Source organism: Plantibacter sp. Mn2098, assembly GCF_049319745.1.
Classification (GTDB): domain Bacteria; phylum Actinomycetota; class Actinomycetes; order Actinomycetales; family Microbacteriaceae; genus Plantibacter.
The window spans coordinates 78,725-92,608 of sequence record NZ_JBMOUH010000001.1; the positions used below are offsets into that span (position 1 = coordinate 78,725).

The 13,884-nt window shown below is 67.1% G+C and carries 13 protein-coding genes; 10 read left to right on the forward strand and 3 right to left on the reverse strand.

The window, feature by feature from the left end; genetic code table 11:
* Positions 1–1,440 (reverse strand): amidohydrolase, encoded by a 1,440-nt coding sequence (locus ACL9RL_RS00345; protein ID WP_422778217.1) that lies wholly within the window; start codon positions 1,438–1,440, stop codon positions 1–3.
* Between the two features lie 179 nt (positions 1,441–1,619).
* Here ACL9RL_RS00345 and ACL9RL_RS00350 point away from each other — a divergent pair, with 179 nt between their 5' ends.
* Genes ACL9RL_RS00350 through ACL9RL_RS00370 form a run of 5 tightly spaced genes read left to right on the forward strand, consistent with a single transcriptional unit; the run spans position 1,620 to position 7,846 of the window.
* Positions 1,620–2,669, forward strand: coding sequence for a BMP family lipoprotein (locus ACL9RL_RS00350; protein WP_422778218.1), 1,050 nt, complete (start codon positions 1,620–1,622; stop codon positions 2,667–2,669).
* Between the two features lie 2 nt (positions 2,670–2,671).
* The gene (locus ACL9RL_RS00355; protein WP_422778219.1) at positions 2,672–4,189 is read left to right on the forward strand and encodes an ABC transporter ATP-binding protein; all 1,518 of its coding nucleotides are present in this window, start codon (positions 2,672–2,674) and stop codon (positions 4,187–4,189) included.
* A complete protein-coding gene (locus ACL9RL_RS00360; RefSeq protein ID WP_422778220.1) occupies positions 4,186–5,280 on the forward strand; it encodes an ABC transporter permease in 1,095 nt (364 codons plus the stop codon). Before ACL9RL_RS00355 ends, ACL9RL_RS00360 begins: the two co-directional genes overlap by 4 nt.
* Positions 5,277–6,581, forward strand: coding sequence for an ABC transporter permease (locus ACL9RL_RS00365; RefSeq protein WP_422778221.1), 1,305 nt, complete (start codon positions 5,277–5,279; stop codon positions 6,579–6,581). The genes ACL9RL_RS00360 and ACL9RL_RS00365 overlap by 4 nt, the downstream gene beginning before the upstream one ends.
* A gap of 26 nt (positions 6,582–6,607) precedes the next feature.
* The gene (locus tag ACL9RL_RS00370; RefSeq protein WP_422778222.1) at positions 6,608–7,846 is read left to right on the forward strand and encodes an amidohydrolase family protein; all 1,239 of its coding nucleotides are present in this window, start codon (positions 6,608–6,610) and stop codon (positions 7,844–7,846) included.
* Here the strand turns inward: ACL9RL_RS00370 and ACL9RL_RS00375 are convergent.
* Positions 7,808–8,449, reverse strand: coding sequence for a class I SAM-dependent methyltransferase (locus tag ACL9RL_RS00375; RefSeq protein ID WP_422778223.1), 642 nt, complete (start codon positions 8,447–8,449; stop codon positions 7,808–7,810). The two genes, ACL9RL_RS00370 and ACL9RL_RS00375, sit on opposite strands and share 39 nt — an antisense overlap.
* 312 nt (positions 8,450–8,761) lie before the next feature.
* Between ACL9RL_RS00375 and ACL9RL_RS00380 the strand changes: the two genes are divergently transcribed.
* The 4 genes from ACL9RL_RS00380 to ACL9RL_RS00395 all read left to right on the forward strand — a co-directional run bounded on the left by ACL9RL_RS00380 (position 8,762) and on the right by ACL9RL_RS00395 (position 11,259).
* Positions 8,762–9,577 (forward strand): polysaccharide lyase family 7 protein, encoded by an 816-nt coding sequence (locus tag ACL9RL_RS00380; protein ID WP_422778224.1) that lies wholly within the window; start codon positions 8,762–8,764, stop codon positions 9,575–9,577.
* Positions 9,578–9,694: 117 nt separating this feature from the next.
* On the forward strand, positions 9,695–10,066 hold the full coding sequence (locus ACL9RL_RS00385) for a VOC family protein (protein WP_422778686.1): 372 nt from the start codon (positions 9,695–9,697) through the stop codon (positions 10,064–10,066).
* A 72-nt stretch (positions 10,067–10,138) separates the two neighbouring features.
* Entirely contained in the window at positions 10,139–10,528 is a 390-nt protein-coding gene (locus ACL9RL_RS00390) for a hypothetical protein (RefSeq protein WP_422778225.1), read from the forward strand.
* Positions 10,529–10,584: 56 nt separating this feature from the next.
* Positions 10,585–11,259: an RES family NAD+ phosphorylase gene (locus ACL9RL_RS00395; protein ID WP_422778226.1), complete on the forward strand. Its 675-nt coding sequence runs from the start codon at positions 10,585–10,587 to the stop codon at positions 11,257–11,259.
* A 21-nt stretch (positions 11,260–11,280) separates the two neighbouring features.
* On the opposite strand, the gene ACL9RL_RS00400 is transcribed toward ACL9RL_RS00395, so the two are convergent.
* A complete protein-coding gene (locus ACL9RL_RS00400) occupies positions 11,281–12,756 on the reverse strand; it encodes an MFS transporter (RefSeq protein ID WP_422778227.1) in 1,476 nt (491 codons plus the stop codon).
* Between the two features lie 199 nt (positions 12,757–12,955).
* Between ACL9RL_RS00400 and ACL9RL_RS00405 the strand changes: the two genes are divergently transcribed.
* Positions 12,956–13,879: a ketopantoate reductase family protein gene (locus ACL9RL_RS00405; protein ID WP_422778228.1), complete on the forward strand. Its 924-nt coding sequence runs from the start codon at positions 12,956–12,958 to the stop codon at positions 13,877–13,879.
* The last annotated feature ends 5 nt before the right edge of the window (positions 13,880–13,884 follow it).

Below are 13,884 nucleotides of genomic sequence, written 5' to 3' on the forward strand. Positions count from 1 at the left end.
CTATGGAGCGTACGTCTGAATCGTGGTTCCGTGCGAACGATCGACCAGCCGCGGCATCGCCTCGGTGATCTCCGACATCACCGGAGCGAGGTCGAACGAAGTCAGCCGCCCGTCGTCGACGAGCTTCCGGCCGGCGACGAACACCGTCTCCACATCGCTCGCGCGGACGCTCAATACGAGCGCCGCTGCGAGGTCGTTCATGGGGTGCAGGTGCGGCTTCCGGACGTCGATCAGGACGATGTCCGCCTGATAGCCGGGCGCGAGGGAGCCGAGGTCGTGCTCCCGACCGATCGTGGCTGCGCTCTGCCTCGTGAGCAGGTCGAGGGCGTGCGCCGAGGTCATCCAGGTGGCGTCGCGCAGCCAGTCCTTCTGCACGAGCGACATCGTGCGGACGCTCTCGAACATGTCCATCGTGTTGTGCGATGCGCAGCCGTCGGTGCCGATGCCGACCGTGATCCCGGCGTCGTGCAGCATCCGGATCGGCGTCGAAGAGTGCGTGTGCTTCTGGTAGACCTTCGAGCAGCAGGCGATCCCGACCCGGTCTGCGAACGGCGTCAGCCATCGGAGATCGTCCTCGATGATGCCCGTGCCGTGCCCGATGACCACGCCGGCGTCGAGCATGCCCGTGTCGTGGAGCACCTGGATCGGCGTCACCCCGCGCTTCGCGAGCAGCGACTCGGTCTGGAACATCGTCTCCGAGGCGTGGATGTGGCTCCGCACGCCGATCTGCCTGGCGACGTCTGCGGTGCGCTGCAAGTCGGCGTCATCGACCGTGTACACGGCGTGCGGGCCGAGCGCCGTGGTGATCCGGCCGTTGGCCTTGCCGTTCCACTCGGCGGCGAAGGCGGCGCTGCGGTCGAGCCCTTCGGCGCCCTGTGAGGAGAAGTACGTCTCGGCGAGGAGGGCACGCGCACCCATCTCGTCGACGACCCGGGCGATCTCGTTCATCGAGAAGTAGTGGTCTGCGAACGTGGTCACCCCGCCGAGCAGCATCTCCGCCACGGCCAGCTGCGTGCCGATCCGCACGTCGCGGTCGGTCAGGTTGACCTCCATCGGCCAGATGTACTCGTTGAACCACGATGCGGTCGGGACGTCCTCCGCCGCACCCCGGAACAGGGTCATCGCCGAGTGCGTGTGCGTGTTGATCATGCCGGGGATCGCCACACGACCCGGGGCGTCGTGGATCACGGCGCCCGCAGCGGTGAGCGCTTCGACGTCGACCTCCGCATCCGGACGGATCCAGGCGATCGTGCCGCCGGAGATCGCGATCGAGTGCTCCGGCAGGAACTCGGCGGGAGCCGCTCGGTCGGCGGGATGCTCGGGGTAGCCCACGGCGGGACGCGAGGTGGGGGCCAGCACGGTCACGCCGCGGATGACGGTGTCGACGGTGTGGGCGTCGGCAGCGGCTCCGGCGTCGGGTGTCTGATCGGTCGTCGTCATCACAACAGACTGGCACAGATGACGCATTTCATGACATCGATTGCCTGGCGATCAGGAAACGGTAACACGACCGAAACGAACTGATGGTTAGCTAGTCTGACACCCCTACCCGTGCCACCTCCCTCAGCGCTCCTGATGTTTGTGTAACATCAGGCAAACGATTACATACTGGAGATCCCGTGTCCCGACCTTCTGTCCGTCGTCTTCTCGTCATCGGAGGCGTCGCCCTTTCGGCGACGCTCCTCCTCGCAGCCTGCTCCGGCAAGACGGCCACCACCGGCACCACAGCCAAGAGTGACGCCCCCACCATCGCGCTCCTCTACGGCACCACCGGCGACTTCTCCATCATGGATGGCGCCTACAACGGCTACACCAAGGCCCAGAAGGACCTCGGCTTCAAGGAGCTGAAGCTCTCCAGCCCGAACACCGACGACTACCAGGACCGCATCAACCTGGCCATCTCGCAGAACGCGGACCTCGCCATCGGCGTCGGGTTCCAGTTCGCCCAGCCCATGACGTCGACCACCAAGCGCGGCAACACCAAGTTCGTCGACATCGACACCGACAAGGGCACCACGATCACGGACGGCACCACGATCTCGTTCGCCGCCAACGAATCCTCCTACCTCGTCGGCGTCGCAGCGGCACTGACCTCGAAGACGAAGCACATCGGCTTCGTCGGCGGCGTCGACCAGCCCTCGATCCAGGACTTCTTCGTCGGCTTCGAAGCCGGCGCCAAGTCCGTCGACAAGTCTATCCAGGTCGACTCCACCTACCTGTCGCCGCTCGGCGACTTCACCGGCTTCTCCAACCCGACCAAGGGCAAGGAAGCGGCTGCATCGATGTACGCCGGCGGCGCCGACGTCATCTACGCCGCTGCCGGTGGTTCCGGCCAGGGCGTCTACGAGCAGGCCAAGTCCTCGAGCACCCAGGCGAGCAAGGTCTGGGCGATCGGTGTCGACGGCGACGTCTACAAGCAGGTCGACAAGGACATCCAGCCCTACATCCTCACCTCGGCGACCAAGAACGTCGACGTCGCCGTCGAGGACGTCATCAAGGAGTACGAGAAGGGCGACCTGAAGCCCGGTGAGAAGCGCTACGACGTCAAGTCCGGCGGCGTCGGCTACTCGACCAGCGGCGGCAACCTCGACTCCATCGAGTCGAAGCTCGAAGCCGTCAAGAAGCAGATCGTCGACGGTGGCATCACCGTCCCGACTGCCCTGAAGTAACCGTGACCGAGCAGGAAGCGCTGGTCCGGCTGACCGGCATCGTCAAGCGGTACGGGACCTTCACCGCGAACGACCGCATCGACGTGGCCGTCCGCCCCGGGACCGTCCACGCGATCGTGGGCGAGAACGGGGCCGGCAAGTCCACGCTCATGAAGGTGCTCGCCGGTGACGTCCGTGCCGATGAGGGGACGATCGAGGTCGATGGGAAGCCCCACGACTTCCGGTCGCCCCGCGATGCCCAGCGGGTCGGCATCGGCATCGTCCACCAGCACTTCCTGCTCGCCGACGCGCTCCGCGTCTGGGAGAACGTCGTCCTCGCCGACGAACCCGGTACCCCGTGGCACCTCGACTCTGCGGCGGCGCGCGACCATGTCGCCCGGTTGGCTGAGGCGAACGACTTCCAGATCGACGTGGATGCGCTGGTCCGTGACCTCGGCGTCGGCGACCGTCAGCGCGTCGAGATCCTCAAGGTGCTCTACCGCGAGGCGCGCGTCATCATCCTCGACGAGCCGACCGCGGTGCTCGTCCCCAGCGAGGCCGCTGCCCTCTTCCGGTCCATCCGGACGCTCACCGCACGCGGCGCAGCGGTCATCTTCATCTCCCACAAGCTCGATGAGGTGCTCGCCTTCGCGGACGAGATCACCGTCATCCGGGCCGGCCGTGTCGTCGGCCACACCACACCGGCGGAGACGACGCCGCGTCAACTCGCGGCGCTCATGGTCGAGGTGGAGATGCCGACGGTCGAGCCGCGTGAGATCCCCGTCGGCGACGTGGTCGTCCTCGAGACCGTCGCCGTGACGGTCGGGACGCCTGGCGAGCGACCGTTGCTCGACGAGGTGTCCTTGCAGGTCCGCTCAGGCGAGATCGTCGGCATCGCCGGTGTCGAGGGCAACGGCCAGTCCGAACTGCTCTCGGCACTGCTCGGTCGCACGGACTACTCGGGCAGCGTCGTCGTCGACGGCCGGGCGATCGACGACCTCCGCACCAAGGATCGCCGCGCGCTCGGCGTCGCCTACATCCCGGAGGACCGTCATCGCGACGGCCTCGTGCTCGACTTCTCGCTCGCCGAGAACTCGGCCCTCGGCTACCAGCAGCGCAAGCCCATCAAGCGCGGCTGGTGGTTCAGCAGGTCTGCTGCCACGGCGACCGCGCAGGCCATCATCGAACGATTCGACGTCCGCGGGGGAGGCCCGTCCGCAACCGCGGCATCGCTCTCGGGCGGGAACCAGCAGAAGTTCATCATCGGCCGCGAGCTCGGCTCCAAGCCGACCGTGCTCGTCGCGGCGCACCCCACCCGCGGCGTCGATGTCGGCGCGCAGAGCGCCGTGTGGGCAGAGCTCGTCTCGGCTCGCGACGCCGGTCTCGGCACACTCCTCGTCTCAGCCGACCTCGACGAGCTGCTCGCGCTGAGCGACCGCCTGCTCGTGATGTACGGCGGGCGAGTGGTCGCAGAGCTCGACCCGCGACACGTCACCGCCACCGAAATCGGAGAACACATGACGGGAACCCACAGCCGATGACCCGCAGGATCCTCGTCACCGCGGCCGGCCCGATCGTCTCGATCCTCCTCGCCCTCGGCGTCACCGCACTCTTCCTGACGGTCGGCGGCTACAGCGCCGGGTCGGCCTTCTCCGTGATGTGGAACTACGGCATCGAGCCCGCCTCCCTCGTCTCGAGCCTCAACAACGCGGTTCCCCTCTACCTCGCAGCCGTCGCCGGCGCGTTCGCCGTCCGGATGGGCCTGTTCAACATCGGCGTCGACGGCCAGTACCGGATGGCTGCGCTCGCCGGCGCCGTCGCCGCCGCGTCCCTCCCGTTCCCGCTGGCGATCCGCATCCCGTTGACGTTGCTCGTCTCCTGCGCGGTCGGAGCTGTCTGGGCACTCATCCCGGCGCTGCTCAAGATCTACCGGGGCGTGAACGAGGTCATCACCTCGATCCTGCTCAACGCGATCGCGACGACCATCATCGCCGTGCTGCTCAGCCACGTCTTCCGCTCGGGCGGCGGCCAGAACACCGGTACCAAGATCATCGACGAGAACGGTCTGATGCCTGAGCTGGTCGATCTCGGGCTCGGCAATCAGACGTCGATCTCGGCGTTCGTGATCGTCGCGGTCGTGGTGGGCATCGTGTACTACCTCGTGATCGATCGCAGCGTCTTCGGCTACTCGCTGCGGGTTGCGGCGCGCTCTCCGGAGGCCGCGGAGTCCGCGGGCATCAGCGTCAACCGGAAGATCGTGCAGGCGATGCTGATCAGTGGTGCGGTCGCCGGCCTCGTCGGTCTCCCGCACGTGCTGTCGGTCGCTGGCCGCTTCGACGGCACACTGCCTGGCGACCTCATGTTCACCGGACTCGCGGCCACCCTGCTCGGTCGCCAGCACCCCATCGGGATGGCGGCAGGCGCCTTTGTGCTCGCGTTCGTGGAACGTAGTGCGCAGGTGCTCGGCCTCGTGCAGCTGCCGACGGAGGTCGGCCAGGTCTTCCTCGCCGTCGTCCTGTTGAGTTCGGCCGTCGGCTACTGGCTGACGGAGCGCGCCGATCGTCGCATCGCGCTGTGGCAGGCCGTCACACGCAGGATCCCCTCTGCAGCACGCGAAGGAGTCGCACGATGAGCATCGACATCGCACAGGTCGACGCTCCGGATCTCGACCCCAAAGAGGCCCCCAGGCTGCGTCCGTCGACGCAGAAGGTCCGTCAGGCGATCGGCTGGGTGCTCTTCGGCCTCGGACTCCTGATCCTCGCACGGTACCTCGCCGACGCGCCCGGCATCACCGCATCGTCGACCTGGGGCTCAGCGCTCCGGCTGACCGTGCCGATCGCCGTCGTCGCGATGGGCGGCCTCTTCTCCGAACGCTCCGGTGTCATCAACGTCGGCCTTGAGGGCATGATGATCGGCGGCACCTGGATGGCCGGGCTCTTCGGCGCGTTCGCCGGACCGTGGGCCGCTCTCGCCGGTGGCATCATCGGCGGGCTCATCTTCGGTGTGCTGATGGCCGTGCTCTGCATCGAGATGGGCATCAACCAGCTCATCGTCGGTGTCTCGATCAACGTCATCGCTGCCGCCGTCGCCCGCTTCGCGAGCGACATCGTGTTCACCCAGATGGACGGCGGAAGCGTCGCACGCTCGCCGCGCATCGGCGCCGACGTGCCGCACGTGTCGTTGCCGTTCCTCTCCGGCGGCTTCGGCACACCCGACATCGCGCAGTCGATGGAGTCCACCGGGACCCCCGTCATCGCCCAACTCGGCGGTGTGCTCGGCGGCCTCACCCGCGACGTGTCGGTCGCGGCGATCATCGGCCTGGTGCTCATCCCCATCACGGCGTGGATCCTCTGGAAGACGCCGTTCGGCCTGCGCTGGCGGTCGGCCGGTGAAGAGCCGCTCGCGCTGCAGGCGCTCGGCGGCAGTGTGCACGGCATCCGCTGGGCGAGTGTGCTCATCGGCAGTGCGTTGGCCGGATTCGCGGGTGGCTACCTGACCCTCATCTCGCAGGGCTACATCGAGAACCAGACCGCCGGTACGGGCTTCATCGGTCTCGCGACCCTCATCTTCGGCAACTGGATGCCGTCCGGCGTGTTCTACGGATCGGCGTTGTTCGGGTTCAGCGATGCCGTCGGACTCGGCCGTCCGGAGACGCTGCGGGCGCTCGTGTTCCTGCTGGCGGTCGTATTCACACTTCTCGGCGTGCTGCGACTGGCGAAGCCGGGCGACGCTCGTCGTCTGCGCGCTGGACTGCCGTCGTTGATCCTTGGCGTGATCCTGCTGTTCGTGTTCGCCTTCGTACCGCTGCCGTCGGAGCTCTCGAGCGCCGCACCGTATCTCGTGACGCTCGCGGTCCTCGTGGTCGCCGGCAGCAGGATGCGTCCGCCGGCAGCGCTCGGCCGACTCGTCCCACGCCGCACCCGACGCGGCTGAACACCCACCTCGATCCAAGGAACCTCGTGCTCGCCAGCTCCACCTCCACGCCCATCACCGCCATCGCCGGCATCGACGTCTGGGACGGCATCAGCCACCTCGGACCGACCGACCTGCGGTGGGAGGTGTCCGCGTCGGACGCCGTCATCGCGCAGGTGTCGCCGAGCGACGCGCCGTCGGGCGACGGCCTCACACTGATCCCTGGGCTCATCGACACCCACGTGCACCTGATCGGCAACGCCTCGTCGACGCGGTCCGACTTCCTGACCTGGCCGCTCGTCACGAGGCCGGAGGAGCAGGTGCTTCACGGGCTCGCGCACGCGCAGCAGGCGTTGGCCGTCGGCATCACGACCCTGCGCGACCTGTCGGCGGACGACGTCCAGTTCTCGCTCGGTCGCGGCATCGACAAGGGGCTGGTCGAGGGGCCGCGGATCCTCTCGCACGGCATGGTCAGCATGACGGGTGGACACGGCGACATGTTCGTTCCGCCGGGAGTCGATCCCTCGCTCCGCAAACCGACTGCCGACGGCCCCGACGCCTGCCGGGCGCTCGTGCGGACGTGGGCCAGGGCCGGCGCGAGCGGCATCAAGATCGCAACGAGCGGCGGTTTGCTGTCGGATGGTGACAAGCCGTCGTGGCGCAATCACACGCGAGCCGAGATCGACGCCATCGTCGATGAGGCGCACGCCCTCGGGATGCTGGTCGCGGCGCACGCGCACACCCGCGAGGGCATCAGGATCGCACTCGATTCCGGCGCCGACTCCATCGAGCACGCGACGGACATGACCGATGAGCTGGCTTCCGCGATCGCTGCTGCCGGTGTCCCCATCGCACCGACCCTGCTCATCAACGACGCCATCGCCGAGCGCCGGGTGCCCGTGTCCGACGAGCAGGCCGCGTCGGCGGCCGACCTGGTCCGTTCGCGCGATGAGCGGTTCGCCGCGGCAGCGGCTGCGGGTGTTGACTTCGTGCTCGGCACCGACGCCAACGGTTTCCACGTCGGCTTCGGCGATCAGCTCTCCGAGGTCCGCAAGATGGCGGAGCTGTTCGGGTGGAGTGCGGAGCGCACCCTGCAGGCGGCGACGTCCCGTGCTGCGGCAGCGGTCGGACGTGCGGACTCGCTCGGTCGCATCGCACCGGGCGCGGTCGCGGACTTCGTCATCGTGCGCGGGCGGCCGTGGGAGGACATCGCCGACCTCGAGCCGTCGAACATCGTGGCCGTCGTGTCACGTGGGCGAGTGGTCGCCGGGGCGCTTCCGGCCTGAATGTGGCTGCGGTGCCGGCGCCCGGAGGATAACGCGCCGGACGCGTTTGCCCGACGATTCGCTGATCACCTCGTCGTCCGCCAGGATGTCGCAATCCGCGGTGTTGGAGAACACTCGGGACGCATCGAATGCGGCGTACAGTCGATCCGATCCGTCGCGCCGATCGCTCCCGTCGGTCACGCGCCAGCTCAGGTAGAGCACGCCGTGCGGTGAGAGCAGCGAGATGAGCCTCGAAACCGCGGGTGCGACCTCCTCGTCGGGAAGGTGCATGATCACCGTTTCGCACAGCACGTTCGTGAACGTCGCCGTGCCGAGCTCGTCCAATGCGGGAAGTGTGCCCGGTTCGAAGGGGATGCCGGGATGCCGCTTGCGCGCTTCGGCGAGGAGCTCCTCCGAAGCGTCGTAACCGGTGACCTGGAATCCGCGGGCGGACAACCAGGCGGCGTCGCGACCACTGCCGCATCCGATGTCGGCGACGCTGCCCGGGAGAAAATGCTCGTTCAGAAGTGCGTAGACGTCCGTCGGGGTGTCCTGTTCCCGCTCCCATTCGTCTGCATACGCGGAAGCATCGCGGTCATACGCCCGGATCGTGCGAGGGTCCATGGATTCATTCTGGTGAGCGTTGCTGCGCTTTTGCGGAGAGCGCCGCGGCGACCGGCTCCTGATCGAATTGTCGGCCGCGACGGGAGCAGCAGTGTGTCGACCGGCATGCCGAGTACGAGATACGCGTCGCCCGGGTGGAACAGTGCGCCACCGACGAGCTACCCGATGTCGTCGATCTGGGAATGTCGGCGTGGAGCACATGCGCATCGAACGATCAGCGATTCCGATGGCGCGCTCAATACGTTTGCACATGGGAGCTCGTGTGCTCACCTGGACGGACCGCGGGTCGGGTCTGACGGCAAGGGAGGCAGATTGAAACGTCGAACGGTGCTGGTTGCAGTGGTGACGGCGGGCCTGATTGCCGCCGGAGTGCTCCTCGCGGTCCCGAACCTCGTGCGCTCAGGTACGGACGGGCATGCGCAGATGGGCTCCGGCCCGGATTCCCAACCGTCAGCGGTCCCGCCGGGAAGTCGCTTCGACCTGTCCGACTGGGAGTTGCAACTGCCCACCGGTGCCCAAGGCGCTCCGACGACGATCCCGCCGACTGCGCTCACGGGTCCGCGCGGCTACGCGAATGCAAAGTACTTCTCCGTCGACAGCAGCGGCGCGATGACGTTCTGGGCGCCGGAGAACGGGGTGACGACGGCGCACTCGGACTACGCGCGCAGTGAACTCAGGGAGATGAATCCCAGCGGCACGCTCGCCGAATGGCCCGTCACCGAGAATCACACCCTCACCGCGACGGTCGCCGTTCCCGATGTCACCAAGCGTGTGTGCGTCGGCCAAGTCCATCTGGGTACAGGAGGGTCGTCGACGAAGGCGTTGGCGGAGATCTACTACGACGCCAGCGGTCAGATCACACTCGGTCTGGGCACCTCGCCGGACGGCCCGCAGGCCATGCACCAGCTCGGGCGTGTGCCCCTCGGCCAGCGCTGGACCTACGCGATCACGATCGACGATCACCACATTCGCGTCACGATCAACGGATCGGCGTCGGACTTCCGCATCCCGGCATCGTTCGACGCCTACGACGTGTATTTCAAAGCCGGTTCGTACAATCAGTCCTCCTCAGCGAGCAGCACGAACGGGGCGCGTGTGGAGATCTACCAGCTCGCGCTCACCAGATGACTCCACGCGGTGCCGTTCGAGTCCGCTCGGTCGACGGATGACCGTTGCGCCAACCCGGCCAGATCGAGAGGCGTCAGAGCTGCGCACGCTCACGGTAAAGTCCGGTGTGTGACACGGATGCGAGTACGAGCGACATACGTCGAGGTTCCGGTGCTGGACATGGAGAGGGCGCAGGCGTTCTACCGAGACGTGTTCGAGGTCGATGTGCGCCGAACCGTCATCGACGGGCACAACGCTTGTGTGATCGACGACGACGACGCTGGCGCGTCAGACGGCGCGGTCATCGCCCTGATGCTGGGGGAGTCATACGTTCCATCGGTCGACGGGACCCGCGTCTACATCACGGTCACCAGTGTGGAGCGAACACTGAGCCGTGCGGTTGCGCACGGTGGTGCGGAGTTGTATCCCGTGACGGTCGCCGATGACGGCCTGGTCGTAGCCGAGTTCCGTGACAGCGAAGGCAACCGGGCCGCTCTGAGCAATCGATAGTGGCGAGTCGAAGCATCCGAGTACCCTGTGATTTGGGATGTGATTTGAGTTGTTTCGAGTAGTGTGATGGCTATGACTATCACCGTGCCGACTCCGGGTCTTGGGGCTTTTGAGCGTTCCATCCAAGTCGAAGTACCGCAACTCGTTGAGGCATTGCGTGCCCTGTTGGGTGCGCAGCTCGTGGCGTACATCGGGTCGGTGAACGAAACACGTGCAGTGCGGCAGTGGGCAGAAGGAGAGCGGAAGCCGTCTCAGGATGCCGTACGACGACTTCGGCTCTCGTTGCATGCCGCGGGACTGCTGGAAGAGCGCGATCACGCCCGAGTCGTCCAGGCATGGTTCCAGGGTATGAATCCTCAGCTTGATGACGTGGCACCGGCGCGGTTGTTGCGGGAGGGGGACCTCGATGAGATCGGTCCCCGCGTGTTGGCTGCCGCTCGTTCGTTTGCTGCCGTCGGATAGTGGCGCCGCCTGCTACCGGATTCCCGGGTCTTCGCAGCGCCGTTGATCCTGGGCGAGTGTGGCGAGTCGGATATGGGCCGGATCCGTGGAAATGGACGGACTGGGCACACGCGAGCGATGGGCGGTTCGGTGGTCGCTGGGATGCGATTGATGGCTCGTATCGCACAATTTACGCGGGGTCGACGCTCACGGGGTGTCTGATGGAGGTGCTTGCCCGATTCCGCCCAGATGCTGCTCTTGTCGGCGAGATGACTGAGATTGTGGTCGAAGCGACTGACCGGGACCTTTACGAAACCGTGCCAGCAGGCGTCGTCGACCGGTCGTGGTTTGATCGCCGCCGGGTGGGCTCTGCGATGCTTGCCGGCCGGTACTGCGATGTGGCGTCGAGCGCATCGATTGCGGCGCTCCGGCCCATGTTTCTGGGGCAGGCTGTCGGGGAGTTCGGGTTGGCCGACTTCGATGCTGCCGCTTTGCAGGACAGTCGCCCGCGTGTGTTGACGCAGCGGGTGGCGAGAGCGGTTTATCTGATGGATGCACGCTCGGGAGGTCCATACGACGGCATTCGGTTCCTCTCTCGACATGGGAATGATGCCGAGCTCTGGGCGGTGTATGAACGCTCGACGGACGTGGATCGAAGTGCCCAGCTGGCAAGCGTCGTGGTCGGTCGTCTGGACGCAGGATCACCGGAAGTGCGGGAGGCTTTGGACCTGTTCGGTCTTGTCGTGAACTGAGGGCACACGGATGGGCGATGATCAGCGGGCTGCATGACTCGACCGCGCCCTGACCATCCCGACGGCGACGAGTGCAGCAGCGAGGGCTGTGACGGCGAACCCTGCAACCGTGACTCCGGTCTGGAATGCGGCGGCCTGGTCGGCTGTCCACGCGGGGGAGGAGATGTCGCCCGTGAAGAGGGCCGCCAGAATGGTGCCGGTGACGGCGATCCCGATGCCGGTCGCGACCTGACTGGACGTGTCGATCATCGCGGCGCCGATGGTGGTCCGATTCTCCGGCAGGCCGGTCATCACGTTGGTGCCCGCGACGACGCCGACGATGCGCATCCCCGCGGCGACGAGGACGAGTGCGAGAGCGATCCAGCCGTACCCGAAGCGGCTCCCGGCTGCGAAGACGGCGAGGCCGAGCACAACGGCGGCAGCGCTCATCCATGCGGCGCGGCCCATCCCGACCTTCCGGAGGAACGGGCTGACGAGGCGGCCGCCGAACAGCAGCACTACGACCTGCGGGAGCATCCCGATCGACGCCATCGCCGGCGACCATCCCCACGCGAACTGCAGTTGCAGGGTCACCATGTAGCCGAGGCCGGCGATCGCGAGCCCGGACGCGGCCTTGTACGCGAGGCCGCTGGAGACGAGGGGGAGGGCAACGAGTTCCAGGTCGAGGAGCGGGAACCGGGCGGTGCGTTCACGGACGACGAAGAGGACCGCCGCTGCCACGGCTCCGGCGGTCGCGGCCCACGGCATCCAGGAGCCGGCGCCCTCGTCGACGAACATCGTCGGAGCCACGAGTGCCAGCACGATCGTCGCCGTGCCGAAGAGCGCGCCCGGAATGTCGAGCGGGTCGCGGTGCAGTTCATCGGCGAGGTCCTTCGCAACGCCCAGGCGGATGCCGATGAACGCGAGGATCGCGATGGGCACGTTGATCAGGAGCAGCACCTGCCAGGGGGCGAACGCGAGGACGAAGCCGCCGGCGGTCGGGCCGATCGCCAGCCCCACGAGACCCACCGTGGAGATGAGGGTGAGGGCACGGACGCGGAGGGACTCCGTGTCGAAGAGGCGGAAGGCGAGCGCCATGGATCCGGGGGTGGTCATGGCGGCGGCGACGCCCATGGCCGCCCGGACCGCGATGAGCTGCTCCGGAGTGGTGACGAGCGCGGTCGCCGCGCTGGCGAGAGCCAGGAGTGCGAGGCCGATCAGCATCACCCTGCGGCGGCCGAACCGGTCTGCGATGGCGCTGCACAGCAGCATCAGCCCGCCGAAGACGACCGCGTAGGCGCCGGTGACCCACTGCAGGGACGTGGTCGTGGCATCGAGTTCTCGTCCGATGGTGGGGAGCGCGACATTGAGGATCGAATTGTCGAGCATCTCGAACAGGAACACGGCCGACAGCCCGGCGAGTGCTACCCAGGCGGCTCGGAGTGATTGCGGACGGCGCCGCTGCGGCGAGGCCTGCGCCTCGGCGGTGGTTGTTGTGTGCTCAGTGTTCCGGCTCATGACACTTCCTCCGTGCAAGGGAGAAGTGGCGGCTCGGTGAGCGGCGTATGCGCGGGGCGTGGAGTCCCGTTTTTACTTCCGGTGCCACCACTATAACCACAGGTGCTGGTTGAGCGTCCAGGCTCGTGATTGACAACTGGAGATCATCTCCATATCATCGGAAATGGAGATCAACTCCATATTTTGACGGGAGTCGGTCATGCGCATTCTGATGTTCGGTCGCGGCGTGATCGCGACCATCTACGGCCGGGTCCTGCAGGCCGCCGGGCACGACGTCGAGTTCTACGTGCGGCCGGGGCGTCGTGCCAGGTACGGCGACGAGGTGCGATTGGACTGGATCGACGGACGGCGGAAGCCCGTCGGTCGGCGGGTTCGCGAGACGTTCCAGACGTCGTTGCGCGAGTCTCTCGACCCAGAGGACGGCTTCGATCTGATCGTCCTCAGTGTCGGTCACCATCGACTCGCGGAGGCGGCGGCCTTCCTTGCTCCTCGCCTGGGTGGGGCGACGGTGCTCGTCTTCGGCAACCTCTGGGAGGAGCCGCTCGATGCGGTCGCGCCGATCCCCGCCGAGCAACTGGTGTTCGGCTTCCCGCAGGCGGGCGGCGGATTCGGTGAGGACGGTGTGCTGTCGGGTGCGATGCTGCCATCCGTCATCATTGGCATCTCGGATCCCGCGCCGTCGCGGCGGGAGCGGGAGGTGGTCGCGGCATTCCGGCAGGCCGGGGTCGCAGCGCGCGAGGAGCAGGACATGCGCGGGTGGCTGTGGCTGCACTTCATCGCCGACGCCGGCATGTTCGACCAGGCGGTGCGCAGCGGGTCGTTGGCGATGATGATCGGCGACCGCCGGGCGTTCCGCGAGGCGTTTCTGACCACTCGCGAGCTGTTGCCCCTCCTCGAAGCGCGCGGTGTCGATCTCGGCCGGCACCGCAACGGCATGCTGCCGTATCGGCTGCCCCGGCTCGTCTCGACGGCATCGGGATGGGCGACTGCGCACATCCAGATTGCGCAGCGGAGCCTTGCGGCGCACACGGATCCGCACGCTGCGGAACCACGCGCGGTCCTCGAGGACACGTTACGTGAAGCGCGCAGACTCGGGATCCCGACACCGCGCCTCGACCGCTGAAGGCG

Coding starts and splice junctions, on each gene's coding strand:
- ACL9RL_RS00375 (WP_422778223.1), bottom strand. CDS start 8,449: ATGGACCCTCGCACGATCCGGGCGTATGACCGCGATGCTTCCGCGTAT.
- ACL9RL_RS00345 (WP_422778217.1), bottom strand. CDS start 1,440: ATGACGACGACCGATCAGACACCCGACGCCGGAGCCGCTGCCGACGCC.
- ACL9RL_RS00390 (WP_422778225.1), top strand. CDS start 10,139: ATGACTATCACCGTGCCGACTCCGGGTCTTGGGGCTTTTGAGCGTTCC.
- ACL9RL_RS00360 (WP_422778220.1), top strand. CDS start 4,186: ATGACCCGCAGGATCCTCGTCACCGCGGCCGGCCCGATCGTCTCGATC.
- ACL9RL_RS00400 (WP_422778227.1), bottom strand. CDS start 12,756: ATGAGCCGGAACACTGAGCACACAACAACCACCGCCGAGGCGCAGGCC.
- ACL9RL_RS00365 (WP_422778221.1), top strand. CDS start 5,277: ATGAGCATCGACATCGCACAGGTCGACGCTCCGGATCTCGACCCCAAA.
- ACL9RL_RS00385 (WP_422778686.1), top strand. CDS start 9,695: ATGCGAGTACGAGCGACATACGTCGAGGTTCCGGTGCTGGACATGGAG.
- ACL9RL_RS00405 (WP_422778228.1), top strand. CDS start 12,956: ATGCGCATTCTGATGTTCGGTCGCGGCGTGATCGCGACCATCTACGGC.